This window comes from Pseudomonas sp. PSE14 (genome assembly GCF_029203285.1).
Taxonomy (GTDB): domain Bacteria; phylum Pseudomonadota; class Gammaproteobacteria; order Pseudomonadales; family Pseudomonadaceae; genus Pseudomonas.
Genome location: NZ_CP115669.1, coordinates 2,175,854 through 2,192,199, shown reverse-complemented (window position 1 = coordinate 2,192,199; position 16,346 = coordinate 2,175,854). Strand labels below are relative to the sequence as shown.

Annotated in this window: 16 protein-coding genes; 13 read left to right on the top strand and 3 right to left on the bottom strand. The window is 66.8% G+C overall.

Translation table 11 applies throughout. From position 1 onward, the window contains the following. The first annotated feature begins 6 nt into the window (after window positions 1-6). The 10 genes from O6P39_RS10285 (at window position 7) to O6P39_RS10240 (ending at window position 7,713) form a co-directional block, all read left to right on the top strand. Window positions 7-690, top strand: coding sequence for a thermostable hemolysin (locus O6P39_RS10285; protein ID WP_275611233.1), 684 nt, complete (start codon window positions 7-9; stop codon window positions 688-690). After that, the gene (locus O6P39_RS10280; RefSeq protein WP_275611232.1) at window positions 680-2,146 is read left to right on the top strand and encodes an AMP-binding protein; all 1,467 of its coding nucleotides are present in this window, start codon (window positions 680-682) and stop codon (window positions 2,144-2,146) included. The genes O6P39_RS10285 and O6P39_RS10280 overlap by 11 nt, the downstream gene beginning before the upstream one ends. An 11-nt stretch (window positions 2,147-2,157) precedes the next feature. Further along, on the top strand, window positions 2,158-2,844 hold the full coding sequence (locus O6P39_RS10275; protein WP_275611231.1) for an iron-containing redox enzyme family protein: 687 nt from the start codon (window positions 2,158-2,160) through the stop codon (window positions 2,842-2,844). Further along, the gene (locus O6P39_RS10270) at window positions 2,831-3,631 is read left to right on the top strand and encodes an SDR family oxidoreductase (protein ID WP_275611230.1); all 801 of its coding nucleotides are present in this window, start codon (window positions 2,831-2,833) and stop codon (window positions 3,629-3,631) included. Before O6P39_RS10275 ends, O6P39_RS10270 begins: the two co-directional genes overlap by 14 nt. Beyond that, window positions 3,628-4,272 (top strand): hypothetical protein, encoded by a 645-nt coding sequence (locus O6P39_RS10265; RefSeq protein WP_275611229.1) that lies wholly within the window; start codon window positions 3,628-3,630, stop codon window positions 4,270-4,272. Before O6P39_RS10270 ends, O6P39_RS10265 begins: the two co-directional genes overlap by 4 nt. A gap of 2 nt (window positions 4,273-4,274) precedes the next feature. After that, entirely contained in the window at window positions 4,275-4,931 is a 657-nt protein-coding gene (locus O6P39_RS10260; protein WP_275611228.1) for a response regulator, read from the top strand. After that, on the top strand, window positions 4,931-6,310 hold the full coding sequence (locus O6P39_RS10255) for an ATP-binding protein (RefSeq protein ID WP_275611227.1): 1,380 nt from the start codon (window positions 4,931-4,933) through the stop codon (window positions 6,308-6,310). Before O6P39_RS10260 ends, O6P39_RS10255 begins: the two co-directional genes overlap by 1 nt. 116 nt (window positions 6,311-6,426) lie before the next feature. Next, the gene (locus O6P39_RS10250; protein WP_275611226.1) at window positions 6,427-6,687 is read left to right on the top strand and encodes a hypothetical protein; all 261 of its coding nucleotides are present in this window, start codon (window positions 6,427-6,429) and stop codon (window positions 6,685-6,687) included. Then, window positions 6,672-7,049 carry an NUDIX domain-containing protein gene (locus tag O6P39_RS10245; protein WP_275611225.1) on the top strand — a complete coding sequence of 126 codons (378 nt, stop codon included), beginning with the start codon at window positions 6,672-6,674 and terminating at the stop codon, window positions 7,047-7,049. The genes O6P39_RS10250 and O6P39_RS10245 overlap by 16 nt, the downstream gene beginning before the upstream one ends. Before the next feature lie 91 nt (window positions 7,050-7,140). Then, window positions 7,141-7,713, top strand: coding sequence for a hypothetical protein (locus O6P39_RS10240; RefSeq protein ID WP_275611224.1), 573 nt, complete (start codon window positions 7,141-7,143; stop codon window positions 7,711-7,713). 147 nt (window positions 7,714-7,860) lie between these two features. On the opposite strand, the gene O6P39_RS10235 is transcribed toward O6P39_RS10240, so the two are convergent. Next, complete coding sequence (locus tag O6P39_RS10235) at window positions 7,861-8,460, bottom strand: histidine phosphatase family protein (RefSeq protein WP_275611223.1); 600 nt, start codon at window positions 8,458-8,460, stop codon at window positions 7,861-7,863. 409 nt (window positions 8,461-8,869) lie between these two features. Here O6P39_RS10235 and O6P39_RS10230 point away from each other — a divergent pair, with 409 nt between their 5' ends. The 3 genes from O6P39_RS10230 to aceF all read left to right on the top strand — a co-directional run bounded on the left by O6P39_RS10230 (window position 8,870) and on the right by aceF (window position 14,634). Further along, window positions 8,870-9,841, top strand: coding sequence for a sensor domain-containing diguanylate cyclase (locus O6P39_RS10230; RefSeq protein ID WP_275611222.1), 972 nt, complete (start codon window positions 8,870-8,872; stop codon window positions 9,839-9,841). 201 nt (window positions 9,842-10,042) lie between these two features. After that, the gene (gene aceE / locus O6P39_RS10225; protein ID WP_275611221.1) at window positions 10,043-12,691 is read left to right on the top strand and encodes a pyruvate dehydrogenase (acetyl-transferring), homodimeric type; all 2,649 of its coding nucleotides are present in this window, start codon (window positions 10,043-10,045) and stop codon (window positions 12,689-12,691) included. Between the two features lie 11 nt (window positions 12,692-12,702). After that, window positions 12,703-14,634 (top strand): dihydrolipoyllysine-residue acetyltransferase, encoded by a 1,932-nt coding sequence (gene aceF, locus O6P39_RS10220; protein ID WP_275611220.1) that lies wholly within the window; start codon window positions 12,703-12,705, stop codon window positions 14,632-14,634. A gap of 415 nt (window positions 14,635-15,049) precedes the next feature. Here aceF and O6P39_RS10215 read toward each other — a convergent pair whose 3' ends face one another. Continuing rightward, window positions 15,050-15,913 carry an MBL fold metallo-hydrolase gene (locus O6P39_RS10215; protein WP_275611219.1) on the bottom strand — a complete coding sequence of 288 codons (864 nt, stop codon included), beginning with the start codon at window positions 15,911-15,913 and terminating at the stop codon, window positions 15,050-15,052. Beyond that, on the bottom strand, window positions 15,910-16,344 hold the full coding sequence (locus tag O6P39_RS10210) for a DUF6691 family protein (protein ID WP_275611218.1): 435 nt from the start codon (window positions 16,342-16,344) through the stop codon (window positions 15,910-15,912). Before O6P39_RS10210 ends, O6P39_RS10215 begins: the two co-directional genes overlap by 4 nt. Window positions 16,345-16,346 lie beyond the last annotated feature (2 nt).

The following is a 16,346-nucleotide window of genomic DNA, read 5'->3' as shown; positions in this document are numbered from 1 at the left end:
GGAGTCATGACGCAATCCGAATGGGAGTCGTTGTTTCCGTTCCGCTTCGGCCCGCGCGGCACGCACCTGGCGAGCCTGTGCCTGATCGGCCGGGACGACCCGCAGCGACAAGAGATCGAAGCCTTCGTGCATGAGCGCTTCGACCGCGTCCACCACGCCGACGTGCACCACTATCTGCCCGAGTTGCTCAGCCTGCGCGACCGCCACGGCGCGCTGGTGGCGGTGGCCGGTATTCGTCTGGCACTGGAGGAGCCGCTGTTCCTCGAACGCTACCTGGATGAGCCGCTGGAGGCCCCGGTCTCACGCATTGCCGGTTATGCCGTGCCGCGCCAGGAACTGGTGGAAGTGGGCAACCTCGCCGCCCGCAATGCCGGCAGCGCACGCCTGATCATCGCCGCGGTGACCTGGCTGCTGGCGGCACGCGGGCTACGCTGGGTCGCGTTCACCGGCGCAGCGACACTGATCAACAGTTTCCATCGCCTGGGCCTGGAGCCGACGGTACTGGCGACGGCCGACCCGACGCGGCTGAATGGCGAACTGGCCGACTGGGGCAGCTACTACGACCAACATCCCCAGGTGTTCACCGGCAGCATCCGCTACGGCCATGAGCAGCTCGAGCACAGCGGGGCTTACCAGCGTCTGGGATTCCCAGTGCTGCTCTACCGCGCGAGGCAAGAAGATGCGGCCTGAGCTGGAAGACTTTCTGCACCATCTGCGCCACCACGCTCGTGACCATGGCGAGCGCCTGGCACTGCGGGGCGCGACCCAGCGCTACAGCTACGCGCAGATGCTGGAAGCCGTGGAGCAGCGCGCCGCGCATCTCGCCGCACAACCCAGCGGCGCCTTTGCCCTGGCACTGGACAATGGTCCGGAGGCGCTGATCTGGGACCTGGCCGCGCTGTTCAGCGAACGCCCCTGCCTGATCCTGCCGCCCTTCTTCAGCCCGTCCCAGCGCGCCCATTGCCTGATGCAGAGCCAGGCCAGCCTGGCCCTGGTGGAACCCAGCATGGAGGGCGAGTTGCGCAGCAACGGCTTCAGCCGTGGCGAAACCTTCTGGTACCGCCCGGCCATAGTAGACGCCGGCCTGCCCCTGGGGACGGCGAAGATCACCTACACCTCCGGCAGCACCGGCGCGCCCAAGGGCGTGTGCCTGGATGCCGGCGCCATGCTGCGCGTTGCCCGCGAGCTGGAAGCCGCCAGCCGGCCCGCCGAGCCCAGCCGCTACCTGGCCATCCTGCCGCTGGCGGTGCTGCTGGAAAACCTTGGCCTGTACGCCGCCCTGTGCGCCGGCGCCACGCTGACCCTGCTGCCCAGCGAGCAGATCGGCCTGGCGGGATCGAGCAGCGTGGACTGGAAGCGACTGCTCGGTGCCATCGCTTTGAGCGGTGCGCAAAGCCTGATCCTGGTGCCGCAGTTGCTGCTCGGCCTGGTCACCGCCATCGAGCGCGGCGTGATGCGCGTCGGCCCGCTGAAGTTCGTCGCCGTGGGCGGCGCGCGGGTGGCGCCCTCGCTGCTGCAGCGCGCCGCCGCCGTCGGGCTGCCGGTGTTCGAGGGCTACGGACTCTCCGAGTGCGCCTCGGTGGTCTGCCTGAATCGCCCTGGCGCGATGCGCCCGGGCAGCGTAGGCAGGCCCCTGCCCCACGTACAGGTGAAGCTGGCCGACGACGGCGAGGTGCTGGTCAGCGGCTCGGCCCTGCTCGGCTACCTCGGCGAGCCACCGCACCTCGGGCAGTGGTGGCCGACCGGCGATATCGGCCGCTTCGACGACGACGGCTACCTGTACCTCGCCGGCCGCAAGAAGAACCAGTTCATCACCAGTTTCGGCCGTAACGTCAATCCGGAATGGATCGAAGCCGAGCTGACGCAGAACGGCGTGGTGCTCCAGGCCTTCGTCCACGGCGAAGGCCTGCACCAGAACCTGGCGCTGCTCTGGCCGGTGGACCCGTCCTGTACCGACCTGGCACTGGAGCAGGCGGTGCAGCAGTGCAACGAGCTGCTGCCGGACTACGCCCGCGTGCACCGCTGGGCGCGCCTGCCCGAGCCCTTCAGCAGCGCCAGCGGCCTGCTCACCGCCAACGGCCGCCCGCGCCGCGCGGCCATCCTTGAGCGATACCGCGAAACCCTTTCCGAAATGGTCACTGAGTGAGGTAGTGCCCTATGTCCTTCTTCGACACCCTGCAATCAGCCACGGCCCAGGAGCGCGAGGCGTTGTTCAACGTCCCTGTGATCCGCGAGGCGCTGGCCGGAAACGTCAGCCTGGAGGGTTACATCGCCTTCCTGAGCCAGGCCTACCATCATGTCCGCCACACCGTGCCGCTGATGATGTCCTGCGGCGCGCGCCTGCCCTCGCGCCTGGAGTGGCTGCGCGGTGCGGTATGCGAGTACATCGACGAGGAGTACGGCCACGAGCGCTGGATTCTCGATGACATCGCGGCCTGCGGTGGAGATGCGGAAGCGGTACGAACCGGCCGCCCATCGCTGCCCATCGAGCTGATGGTGGCTTTCCTTTATGACCTCATCCAGCGCGGCAACCCGGTGGGGCTGTTCGGCATGGTCAACGTGCTCGAAGGCACCAGCATCGCCCTGGCCACCCAGGCCGCCGGCACTATCGCCCATAGCCTCGGCCTGCCCCAGGAGGCCTTCAGCTACCTGAGCTCCCATGGCGCGCTGGACCAGGACCACATGCAGACCTACCGCGGCCTGATGAACCGCCTGGAAGACCCGACCGACCAGGAGGCAGTGATCCACGCGTCGAAAGTCGTCTACCGCCTGTATGCCGACATGTTCCGTGGCCTGCCGCGTGCCCCGGCACAGCAGGACGAGGTGCAGCATGCGCCTCTCTGAGTGCCACGTAGTGCTCACCGGCGCCAGCGGTGGCATCGGCCTGCAGCTTGCCGAGCAGCTCTGCGCGGCCGGCGCCCAGGTTCTGGCGGTGAGCCGTCACGCCGGGGCGCTGGACGAGTTGATGCAGCGCTACCCGGAACACCTGCGCTGGCAGGCCGCCAACCTGCGCAACGGCACCGATCGCCATGCGCTGCTGGACACCGTGCGGCGCGGCGGCGGCATCAACCTGCTGATCAATGCCGCCGGGGTCAACCAGTTCGCCATGCTCGACCAGCTGGAAGAATCGTGCCTGGACGACATGATCGAGCTGAACATCGCCGCCACCCTGCACCTCACCCGCCTGTTGCTGCCGACGCTGCGCGAGCAGCGCCAGGCACTGGTGGTCAACCTCGGATCCACCTACGGCTCCATCGGCTATCCGGGCTACGCGGTCTACTGCGCCAGCAAGTTCGCCCTGCGCGGCTTCTCCGAGGCCTTGCGCCGCGAACTGGCGGACACCTCGGTGGACGTGCTCTATGTCGCCCCGCGCGCCACCCGCACCAGCATGAACAGCGCGGCGGCGATGGCGCTCAACGAAGCGCTGAAGGCCAGCACCGACGATCCCCGCGACGTCGCCCGGTCCGTGCTCGCGGCCATCGAAGGAAGGCGCAGCGAGCTGTACCTGGGCTGGCCGGAAAAACTCTTCGTGCGCATCAACGGCATGCTGCCCGGCATCGTCGACCGCGCGCTGCGCAAGCAACTGCCGCTGATCCGCCGCCACAGCCGCCATGAGGAGCAATCCCGATGAAGCACATACTGGCCTTCGCCGCCCTGCTGCTTGCCGCGCCGCTGAGCTGGGCGCTCGACCCCGCCGCAGCCCAGCGCCTGGCGGACATCCAGCAACGCTGGGCGCAGATCCAGTACCGCACGCCGGAAACCCAGCGCGCCGCCGCCTTCGAAAAGCTGGCAGGAGACAGCGAGCGCTTCACCCGGGAGTCGCCGCAGGCCGCCGAAGCCTGGATCTGGAACGGCATCGTCACCAGCAGCTGGGCCGGCGCCACCGGCGGCCTGGGGGCGCTGAGCAAAGTGAAGGACGCCCGCGCCAGCCTGGAAAAAGCCCTGGCGCTGGACCCGAGCGCACTGCAGGGTTCGGCCTACACCAGCCTCGGTGCACTCTATGATCGCGTGCCGGGCTGGCCGATCGGCTTCGGCGATAGCGACAAGGCGGCCGAGATGCTGCTCAAGGCCCTGCAGCTGAACCCGAACGGCATCGACCCCCTGTATTTCTGGGGCGATCACCTGTTCCGCGAAAAACGCTACGGAGAAGCCCGCGCGGCACTGCAGAAAGCCCTGCAGGCACCCGCGCGCCCCGGTCGCGAAGTGGCCGATCAGGGACGACGCGCCGAGATCGATGCTTTACTCAGGGAAATCCAGGCAAAACAGGACTGAGCATGCGTTTGCTGTTGGTGGAGGATGACCAGGCCCTGGGCGAAGGCGTACGCACCGGCCTGCGCCAGGAGGGCTACACCATCGACTGGTTGCAGGATGGCGCCAGCGCGTTGCACGCTTTGCAGACCGAGGAGTTCGACCTGGTGGTGCTCGACCTCGGGCTGCCCAGGCTCGACGGCCTGCAGGTGCTCGGCCGCGTGCGCGCTTCCGGCTCGACGGTCCCGGTGCTCATCCTCACCGCCCGCGACGCCACCGACGACCGCATCGCCGGGCTGGACGCGGGCGCCGACGATTACCTGGTCAAGCCCTTCGACCTCGACGAACTGCGGGCCCGCCTGCGCGCGCTGCTGCGCCGCAGCAGCGGCCGGGCACGGGTGCTGATCGAGCACGCCGGGGTCAGCCTCGACCCGTCGACCCAGCAAGTCCACTTCCAGGGCCAGCTCGTGGTGCTCACGCCCAAGGAGTACCAGTTGCTGCACGAGCTGCTGGCGCAACCGGGCAAGGTCTTCACCCGCGACCGCCTGACCCAGTTGCTCTACGGCTGGGATGAAAGCGCCGAAAGCAACACCCTGGAAGTGCACATCTCGCACCTGCGCAAGAAGCTGTTCAGCGGCCTGATCCGCACCGTGCGCGGCATCGGTTATCTGGTGGAAGCCTGATGCGATCGTTGCGCAGCCGCACGCTCTGGCGGGTGACGCTCCTGTTGCTGGTGGGCACCGGCCTGCTGGCGCTGTACAACCACCACGACAGCAGCCACGAGATCGCCGAAATCTACGACGCCCACCTGGCGCAGAACGCCCGCCTGCTGCAGGGCGTGATGAGCATGCCGCTGGCCGGCCCCCAGCGGCAGACGCTGTACCGCTCGTTCAATGAGGCACTCAGCCAGTCCGGTGAGGGAGGCCCCGGCCATCCCTACGAGAACAAACTGGCCTTCGCTGTCTGGAGCGATGACGGCGAGCTGCATGTGCGCTCCCCCAGCGCACCGACCTTCGACACACCGCCGAAGGTGCCCGGCTTCAGCAACGAGACCCGCGACGGCCAGCAATGGCGCGGCTTCGTATTGCCGGTGCAGGCGCAGAAGATGGTGATCTGGGTCGGCGAGCGCTACGACGTGCGCGGCGACCTGGTCGGCCGTATCGTGCGGCATACCCTGATGCCCTACCTGGCCGGCAGCCTGGCGCTGGTGCTGCTGGTCTGGCTGGCCATCGGCCGGGGGCTGGAGCCACTGCAGAACATGGCACGGGTGATCCGCGCCCGGCACCCCGACTCGCTGGAACCACTGCAACTGGTGCCGCTGCCGCGCGAGCTGGAACCGATGCAGGCAGCCCTCAACCGCCTGCTCAGCCAGGTGGAGTCCCTGCTCCAGCGCGAGCACCGCTTCATCGCCGACGCCGCCCATGAGATGCGCACGCCCCTGGCGGTGCTACGCCTGCACGCGCAGAACGCCGCCCAGGCGGGCAACGAGCAGGAGCGCCAGCAGGCCCTGGACTTCCTGAGCGATGGGGTCGACCGCCTCAGCCGGGTGGTCAACCAGTTGCTGACCCTGGCGCGCCTGGAGCCGGCGTCCAACCGCAGCCACTGGAAGGTGCTGGATGTACAGGCGCTGGTCACCGACAGCCTCGCCGAGCTGACGCCCTGGATGCTGCGCCAGGAGGTCGAGCCCGACCTCGAGATCGCCAGCGGCGACTACCACACGCGAAGCGATCGCGGCGCACTGGAAGTCGTCCTGCAGAACCTGGTCAGCAACGCGGTGAACTTCTCCCCCGCCGGCGCCAGTGTGCGCATCGCCCTCGAACGCCAGGGCGGCGACCTGCTGCTGACTGTACAGGACAGCGGTCCGGGGATCGAAGAGGCCCGGCTGGAGCGGGCCTTCGAACGCTTCTACAGCGAAGGCAACCCCAACGGCGCGGGCCTGGGCCTGTCTATCGTCAGCCGGGCGGTGCAGCGCCTGGGCGGCGAGGTGCAACTAAGCAACCGTCCCGAAGGCGGCCTCCAGGCACGTGTACGCCTCCCCGTACTGGACGATTCCCATCCCTGATCTTCATCCCGAGTCGAGATCATTGTCCTAACTCATTCGGCCTATGGAGATTTTCTCCCGACGTTTTATGCTTACAGAAAAACGCACCCGCGCTCTGCCGGCAAGGAGAAAGGGTCATGGGGAAAACTCTCAAGGAACGTGAAACGGTCCTCTGCCGTCTGAAGAAAAAATCACCTGGACGTTCTAAAGTCAGGATGTCGATGCAGGATGCTTGGAATTTCCCTACAGACGCCGCCGAAAGCCGGCCCTTACCATCCGCGCACTTCATTTCCGCAACTGACTACCCCACCAAGCAATTCTTCATCCATGGCAACGCGTCCGAGGTTTGCAGAGTTACTGGTTTTGCCGCAGAGGTGCCGTCATGGGTAAATCGCTGAAGGAACGCGCAACGGTCATCTGCCGTCTCGACGACAAGATCCTCTTCGTGCGCAAGGCCAAGTCCAAATGGAACCTGCCCGGCGGGCGCATCGAGCGTGATGAACGTCCGGGCCAGGCCGCCCTGCGCGAACTGAACGAGGAAACCGGTCTGCAAGCGGCGCAGCTCAGCTACCTCGCGCCGCTGGAGCTGTACCAGACGCTGCATTACGTGTTCGAGACGCCCATCGACCCGGCCCAGCAACCGGTACCGCTGAACGAAATCGCCGATTGCCGCTGGTTCGGTCCGGAAGAAGTAGAACGCCGCAAGATCAACAAGTCGGTGCGCCGCCTGCTGCGTACCTGCCTGTCCAGGGCGAGCTGAGCTCCGGCAACCAACTGAGGGGTGCAAGGCGCCGGTGCTTCGCGGTATCTTCGCGCCTTCCGAATGCCCTATCTGACAGGATTCTCCGCCCATGCGCCGCGTCACCCTGCTCTGCGCCACCCTTCTGTGCTCCGCCCCTGCCCTGGCCAAGGTCGAGGTACAGCCGGTGCAGCACAACAAGGTCGGACCGGTGCTGGCGGTGCGCATTTCCGAGGACATCGCGCCGGGGGACTACGAGCGTCTGCTCAAGGGCCTGATGGGCAATCCCGGCAAGTTCGCGCGCAAGGTGGCGCTGCTCGACAGCATCGGCGGCAGCGCCGCGGAGTCGATCAAGATGGGGCGCCTGCTGCGCGAGTCCGGCTTCGAGACCCTGGTGCCGACCAACAGCGTGTGCCAGGGCTCGTGCGTCTACCTGCTGGCCGCCGGCAAGCGCAAGACGGTGCGCGGTTACGTCGGCCTGCACCGCCCCTACTACCCCGCCGGCGACTCGTCCCTGGCCAGCGGTGCCTACAACGCCCGCAGCTACCTGCGCGACATGGATATCCCGCTCGTCCTGGCCGACGACATGCAGGAGATCGAACCGCAGAGAATGCGCGTGCTCTCGCCGCAGGAACTGGAGCGCTACAACCTGGGCGGTACGCCCCGCAACCTCAGCGCTCGCTGACGGAAACTCCCCGACTCCGCTCATGTTGGCCGGCCACTCGCGCAGGCAGACTCAGGCGTTCACGCCCATGGAATGCCGCAGCGCCATGCCCGGCTTGGGCAGATAGAAACGTATTGCGGGTATGCAGGTCCCGGCCGGATCAACGGATCAACGGATCGGCGCGACGGCCGCCCATTGATCAGCGTCCAGGTAGCCGAGCAGCTTGGGTGAGGTGCTGCCATCGCTGATGAGGAACAGCGACGACGCGTAGTCGGGCGTCGCCGGTTCGGCGATGCTGACGGTGGCCTCCAGATCCTCGATGCACTCGCTGTGGGTCACCAGGATCAGGTTGCGGTGGGGGAGCTTGTGTTGCCGGGCATCGTTGAGCATCGAACCCTTGCAGCTGGCCAGCCATTCCTGCTGCGCCGGCGCCTGGCCGAACATCGAGGCGGCGGTCTGTTCAGCGCGGATCTTCGGGCTGCTGAGGATGTCGCTGTCGGCAAGGCCGAGCACGCGGAAGTGTTCGCCCAGCTCATGGGCAGCGGCCCCGGCGCGAACGGTAATGCCCTCGGGCGAAGCCAGGCACGGAGAGCTGGAGCGGTCGCAACGCTCGGCGTGGCGCACCAGGACGATCAGGTCGCCCTTGCGCCAGTGCTCGCGCAGCGCGTCGAGGCTGGCCGGGTCATGCGCGATGTTCTCGGCGGCCGGCGGACGGATGAGCCAGAAGCCGCTGATCAGCCCCAGGACGAGCACCACGAGGGGCAGCACCAGCAAGCGCTTTGCGAGGAGTCGTCGCACGTTCCGGGCGAAGAGAGGCATTGAACATTCATTTCCGCTGGCTGGCATACAAGGCTGCGTCCCTGCCCACCCCGGCCATGCCCTGGGGCACACCGAGACCCGGCCCATCCTTGGGGCCTGCACCGCACTGCTCATCGACAGATGTCGGGCCGGGGGGAAACGTAGCGCCGGGCTTGTGAAGAAGGCGTCATGAATTGCTGAAGATGCCGTTACCAACCGCTATGCCGGCCAGAACGGCACGCGGACGCTGATGCGCGAGCGGGCGACCGCCCGTCGGCAAGGCGCGCAGGGAGAGTCGCGCTGTCGCCCGGCGACATGCGGGCGGACACGGGAGTACGGTATAAACAAGGCACTTTGCTATCAGGCAGCGCAGATACCCATGCAGTACGACGCCCCCACCGACAGCGCGGTTTACAAGACATTGCTCGAATCGACCCGGGCCATTCCCTGGAAGATCGACTGGAAGACCATGACCTTCGCCTACATCGGCCCGCAGATCGAAGCGCTGCTGGGCTGGAGCCAGTCCAGCTGGGTCAGCGCCAACGACTGGGCCGAGCGCATGCACCCCGAGGACCGCGAGCGGGTCGTGGGCTTCTGCGTGTCGCAGTCGCGCGAAGGCACCGACCACGAGGCCGACTACCGCGCCCTCACCGCCGCTGGCGACTACGTGTGGATTCGCGACGTGGTGCACGTGGTGCGCGACGACAACGGCGAGGTGGATTCGCTGGTCGGCTTCATGTTCGACATCAGCGAGCGCAAGCGAGCCGAGGAACAGCTGATCATGCTCCAGCGCCAGTTGGAGGAATACTCCTACAAGGACGGCCTGACCGGCGTGGCCAACCGGCGCATGTTCGACTCGGTGCTGGAAACCGAATGGGCCAGCGCCCAGCGCAGCGGCCAGCCGCTGTCGCTGATCCTCCTGGATATCGACTACTTCAAGCAGTACAACGACCATTACGGCCACGTCCAGGGCGACGACTGCCTGCGCAGCGTCGGCAAGGCACTGGCCGGCGCGCTGCACCGACCGCGCGACTTCATCGCCCGCTTTGGCGGTGAGGAGTTCGTCCTGGTGCTGCCGGAAACCGATAGCGAGGCGGCCAGCCAGATCGCCGAACGCTGCCGCCGCGTCATCCGCGAGCAGCGCATCGCCCATGAACAATCCCGTGTCGCGCCGTTGCTGACCATCAGCCTCGGCGTCGGTACCGCTGTGCCCCACACGGGCGATCGTCCGCTGGACTTCGTAGCGGCAGTGGACCGGCTGCTCTACCAGGCCAAGCAGGGCGGCCGCAATCGACTGGTGGCGGCGCAATGGGCACGGGGCGAGGATCTGAGGTTGGACGGCACACGCTGATACCCGGCGCTGCGACGTCCTGACTCGACGACCTGCGCCGACAGTCGCGCCCGGGCTGTCTAAGCTCTAACCCACGCGCGCGTGCCGGCGGCAGGCAGCGAAGTTCGTTAGCGGACTTCTGCCTTCGCGCCAACCTGGCGGTGGGACTGGCCCCGGAGCCGGCATAGCGTAGAGCCGACCCCGTAACCAGGACCCCTGACCATGCACGATATCGACCCCGTGGAAACCCAGGAATGGCTGGACGCGCTGGAATCCGTACTGGAAAAGGAAGGTGAAGACCGCGCCCGCTACCTGATGACCCGCCTCGGCGAGCTGGCCAGCCGCACCGGCACCCAACTGCCCTACGCCATCACCACCCCCTATCGCAACACCATCCCGGCCGGGCACGAGGCGCGCATGCCCGGCGACCTGTTCATGGAGCGCCGCATCCGTTCGCTGGTGCGCTGGAATGCCCTGGCCATGGTGATGCGCGCCAACCACAAGGACCCGTCGCTGGGCGGCCACATCTCCACCTTCGCCTCCTCGGCGACCCTCTATGACATCGGCTTCAACTACTTCTTCAACGGTCCCACCGAGGAGCACGCCGGAGACCTGATCTACTTCCAGGGCCACGCCTCACCGGGCATCTACGCCCGCGCCTACATCGAGGGGCTGGTCAGCGACGAGCAACTGGTGAACTTCCGCCAGGAGGTGGACGGCAAGGGCCTCTCCTCCTACCCGCACCCGCGCCTGATGTCGCACTTCTGGCAGTTCCCCACGGTGTCCATGGGACTGGGACCGATCCAGGCGATCTACCAGGCGCGCTTCATGAAGTACCTGGAAAGCCGCGGCTTCATTCCCGCCGGCAAGCAGAAGGTCTGGTGCTTCCTGGGCGACGGCGAAACCGACGAACCCGAATCCCTCGGCGCGATCTCCCTGGCCGGGCGCGAGAAGCTCGACAACCTGATCTTCGTGGTGAACTGCAACCTGCAGCGCCTGGACGGCCCGGTGCGCGGCAACGGCAAGATCATCCAGGAGCTGGAAGGCGTGTTCCGTGGCGCCAACTGGAACGTGATCAAGGTGATCTGGGGCCGCTTCTGGGACCCGCTGTTCGCCAAGGACCACGCCGGCCTGCTGCAGGCGCGGATGGACGAGGCGGTGGACGGCGACTACCAGAACTACAAGGCCAAGGACGGGGCCTACGTCCGCGAGCATTTCTTCGGTGCACGGCCGGAGCTGCTGGAGATGGTCAAGGACCTCTCCGACGAGGAAATCTGGAAGCTCAACCGGGGCGGCCATGACCCGTACAAGGTCTACGCCGCCTACCACGCGGCGGTGAACCACAAGGGCCAACCCAGTGTGGTGCTGGCCAAGACCATCAAGGGCTACGGCACCGGCACGGGCGAGGCGAAGAACATCGCCCACAACATCCACGAGATCGACGTCGACAGCCTGCGCGCCTTCCGCGACCGCTTCGACATCCCGATCCGCGACGACGACCTCGCCAAGCTGCCCTTCTACCGCCCCGAGGAAGGCAGCGCCGAAGCGCGCTACCTGAAGGAGCGGCGCACGACCCTCGGCGGCTTCATGCCCCACCGCCACGGCAATAGCCAGCGCATTCCGACTCCGCCACTCGACACCCTCAAGGCCATGCTCGACAGCACCGGCGACCGCGAAATTTCCACCACCATGGCCTTCGTGCGGATCATCTCGCAGCTGGTCAAGGACAAGGAGCTGGGCCCGCGCATCGTGCCCATCATCCCCGACGAGGCGCGCACCTTCGGCATGGAAGGCATGTTCCGCCAGCTCGGCATCTACTCCTCGGTGGGCCAGCTCTACGAACCGGTCGACAAGGAACAGCTGATGTTCTATCGCGAGGACAAGAAGGGCCAGATCCTCGAAGAAGGCATCACCGAGGCCGGCGCCATGTCCTCCTTCATCGCCGCCGGCACCGCCTACAGCAACTACCGCCAGCCGATGCTGCCGTTCTACATCTTCTATTCGATGTTCGGCTTCCAACGCATCGGCGACCTGGCCTGGGCCGCCGGCGACAGCCTGACCCGCGGCTTCCTGCTCGGCGGCACCGCCGGACGCACCACCCTGAACGGCGAAGGCCTGCAGCACGAAGACGGTCACAGCCACGTGCTGGCCTCGGTGGTCCCCAACTGCCGCACCTACGACCCGACCTACTCCTACGAGCTGGCGGTGATCATCCAGGAAGGCGTGCGGCAGATGATGGAAGAGCAGCAGGACGTCTTCTACTACATCACCGTGATGAACGAGAACTACCCCCACCCGGCGCTGCCCGAAGGCGCCGCGGCCGGAATCATCAAGGGCATGTACCTGCTCGACGAGGACCGTCGATCGGCCGCTCACCACGTGCAGTTGCTCGGCTCCGGGACCATCCTGCGCGAGGTCGAGGCAGCAGCGAAGATCCTGCGCGAGGACTTCGGCATCGGCGCCGACGTCTGGTCGGTGCCCAGCTTCAACGAACTGCGCCGCGACGGCCTGGCGGTGGAACGCTGGAACCGCCTGCATCCGGGCCAGAAGCCCAGGTCCAGCTATGTCGAGGAATGCCTGGGCGGGCGCCGGGGGCCGGTGATCGCCTCCACCGACTACATGAAGGTCTACGCCGAGCAGATCCGCCAGTGGGTGCCGAGCAAGGAGTACAAGGTGCTGGGCACCGACGGCTTCGGCCGCAGCGATACCCGCGCCAAGCTCCGCCACTTCTTCGAGGTGGACCGTCACTGGGTGGTGCTGGCCGCCCTGGAAGCCCTGGCCGACCGTGGCGACATCGAACCCAAGGTGGTGGCCGAGGCCATCGCCAGGTTCGGTCTCGATCCCGAGAAACCCAATCCGCTGGACTGCTGAGGAGAGGCACAGTGAGCGAGACTATTCGCGTACCCGACATCGGCAACGGCCAGGGTGAGGTCATCGAACTGCTGGTCAAGGTCGGCGACCGCGTGGAAGCCGAACAGAGCCTGCTGACCCTGGAGTCCGACAAGGCCAGCATGGAAATCCCCTGCCCCCGCGCCGGCGTGGTGAAAGCCATCAAGGTGAAGGTCGGCGACACTCTCAAGGAAGGCGATGACATCCTCGAACTGGAGGCCGAAGGCGGCGCCGCCGAGACCAGGGCCGAGGAACCGGTCAAGCCCGTGGCTGAAGAACCCAAGCCCGCTGCCACAGCGGCGCCGCAACCTGCCCCTTCGGGCGGTGGCGGCGTGGAAACCATCAAGGTGCCGGACATCGGCAACGGCCAAGGCGAGATCATCGAGCTGATGGTCAAGGTCGGCGACAGCATCGCCGCCGACCAGAGCCTGCTGACGCTGGAATCCGACAAGGCCAGCATGGAAATCCCCGCGCCGAAAGCCGGCGTGGTGAAAGCGATCAAGGTGAAGGTCGGCGACACCCTCAAGGAAGGCGACGACATCCTCGAACTGGAAACCGAAGGCGGCGCGTCGGCCGCCAGCGCACCACCCGCCTCCGCCCCGGCGCCGGCAGAAAAACCCGCCGCGCCCGCTGCCGCAACGACTCCGGTCTCCGCCAGTGGCGGCGTGGAAACCATCCGAGTGCCGGATATCGGCAATGGCGAAGGCCAGGTCATCGAACTGATGATCAAGGTCGGCGACAGCATCGCCGCCGACCAGAGCCTGCTGACGCTGGAGTCGGACAAAGCCAGCATGGAGATTCCCGCGCCCAGGGCCGGCGTGGTGAAGGCGATCAAGGTGAAGATCGGCGACACCCTCAAGGAAGGCGATGAAATCCTTGAGCTGGAAGTCGCCGGCAGCACCGCGCCAGCCCAGGCTCCAGCACCGAGCGCCGAGAAACCGGCCGCCCCGCAGAAAGCCGAGCCGCCCAGGGCGCCCGACGTTGCCCCGGTCGGAGCCCCCAGCCGCGACGGCGCCAAGGTCCACGCCGGCCCCGCCGTGCGTATGGTCGCCCGCGAGTTCGGCGTCGAACTGGCACAGGTGAAGGGCACCGGCCCGAAAGGCCGCATCCTCAAGGAAGACGTGCAATTGTTCGTCAAGGAACAGTTGCAGCGCAGCAAATCGGCCCCCGCTGGTGCTACCGGCGGCGCGGGCATTCCGCCAATTCCGGAAGTGGACTTCAGCAAGTTTGGCGACGTGGAAGAAGTCGCCATGACCCGCCTGATGCAGGTCGGCGCCGCCAACCTGCACCGCAGCTGGCTGAACGTGCCGCACGTGACCCAGTTCGAGTCGGCCGATATCACCGAAGCGGAAGCCTTCCGCATCGCGCAGAAGGCTGCAGCGGAAAAGGCGGGAACCAAACTGACCATCCTGCCGATCCTGCTGAAAACCTGTGCTCATCTGCTGCGCGAGCTGCCGGACTTCAACAGCTCGCTGGCCCCCAGCGGCAAGGCGCTGATCCGCAAGAAGTACGTGCACATCGGCTTCGCCGTGGACACGCCGGATGGCCTGCTGGTGCCGGTGATCCGCGATGTCGACCGCAAGGGCCTGCTGCAACTGGCCATCGAAGCCGCCGAACTGGCCGAGAAAGCGCGCACCAAGAAGCTCTCCGCCGACGCCATGCAGGGCGCCTGCTTCACCATCTCCAGCCTGGGGCATATCGGCGGCACCGGCTTCACGCCCATCGTCAACGCCCCGGAAGTGGCGATCCTCGGCGTGAGCAAGGCGACCATGCAGCCGGTCTGGGATGGCAAGGCCTTCCAGCCGAGGCTAATGCTGCCGCTGTCGCTGTCCTACGACCACCGGGTGATCAATGGCGCGGCGGCAGCGCGGTTTACCAGACGATTGGGCGAGTTGCTGGGGGATATTCGCAGTTTGTTGCTATAGCGCTCGTCCCGGCGCTGTTCGCGAGCAAGCTCGCTCCTACACAAGCGGACCCACCGCGCAACGATGCGCTCGAGAGTAGGCTTTCGTAGGAGCAACTGTCTTGTCCCGGCTGAATCTGTGCCAGGGCTTTCCCCCTCACCCCAGCCCTCTCCCTCAGGGAGAGGGAGCCAGATCGTGCCGGCTGACAGAGTGGTTTCATCCTGCTCCGGACGGTCCCCTCTCCCCCTGGGAGAGGGTTACGGTGAGGGCCGACCCGAGCGCAGATGCATCTCGTAGGAGCGGACCCTGTCCGTGATCGGACTCCCGGCAGCGCCGGACTTGGGCGGTTCGCGAGCACGCTCGCTCCTACAGCAAGCGCATACGACCAGCTCTTCGTAGGACCGAGGGGGACGCCCAGTCCTTGCTCGCGAAGCCGTTACATCCGATCCAGCGGAATCCGCAGATAGCGCACGCCGTTGGCTTCCGCTTCCGGCAAAGCTCCACCGCGCATGTTCACCTGGATCGACGGCCAGATCAGCGCTGGCGCGTGGAGCGTCGCATCGCGCTGCTGGCGCATGCTGACGAAGCTCTCCTCGTCCACGCCGTCATGCACGTGCACGTTGTTCTGGCGCTGCCGTGCGACGGTGGTCTGGTGCTCATGCTCCTCCCGATGCGCCGACAGGTAGTCGTGGCACATGAACAGCCGGGTGTCGGCGGGCAACGCGAACAGCCGCTGGATGGAGCGGTACAACTGGCGCGCATCGCCGCCGGGGAAATCGCAGCGGGCGGTGCCGTAGTCGGGCATGAACAGGGTGTCGCCGACGAAGGCGGCATCGCCGATCCGATAGGTCATGCACGCCGGCGTGTGACCCGGCGTGTGCAGCGCCTCGGCCTCCAGTTCGCCGATGAAGAAGCGTTCGCCATCGCTGAACAGGTGATCGAACTGGCTGCCGTCGCAGGGAAACTCCACGCCCAGGTTGAGCAGCCCGGCGAAGGTTCGCTGCACCTGGGAGGTGTTGGAGCCGATGGCCATCCGGCCGCCCAGTTCGCCCTTGAGCCAGGCCGAGGCGGACAGGTGATCGGCGTGCAGGTGGGTCTCCAGCAGCCACTCCAGCGTCAGGCCCTGTTCGCGCACGTAGTCGCGGATGCTCCGGGCATTGGCGTAGCCGATGCGCCCGGCGGCGGCGTCGTAGTCGAGCACCGGGTCGATGATGGCGCAGCGCCCGGTGCCGGAGTCGGCCACCACATAGCTGTAGGTGGACGTCGCAGGATCGAAGAAAGGTTGGATAGTGGCGCTCATGCGGGTCTCCTCTTCGCGTCACGTTGCCATTCGTAGCCGGCATGCAGCCCCATGCCCACCAGCATGGCCAGGCAGAACAGCGCGCCCTGCCAGTAGCCGGCGGCGAAGGTCACCAGGGCCGGCCCCGGGCAGATGCCGGCGATGCCCCAGCCCACGCCGAACAACAGGCTGCCGCCGACCAGTTGGCCATCCAGGTCGCGACGCCTGGGTAACTGCATGGCGCCGCCCAGCAGCGCCCGATCATGCCGCCGCGCCCAGGCGAAGAACGGCAACGCCGTGCCGATGGCGGCGACCATCACCAGCGCCAGCGACGGGTCCCAGTGTCCGGCGAGATCGAGGAAGCCCAGCACCTTCGCCGGGTTTGCCATGCCCGCCAGCAGCAGGCCGATGCCGAACAGCAGTCCGGCCAGAAACGCGACGATCTTGCCCATGT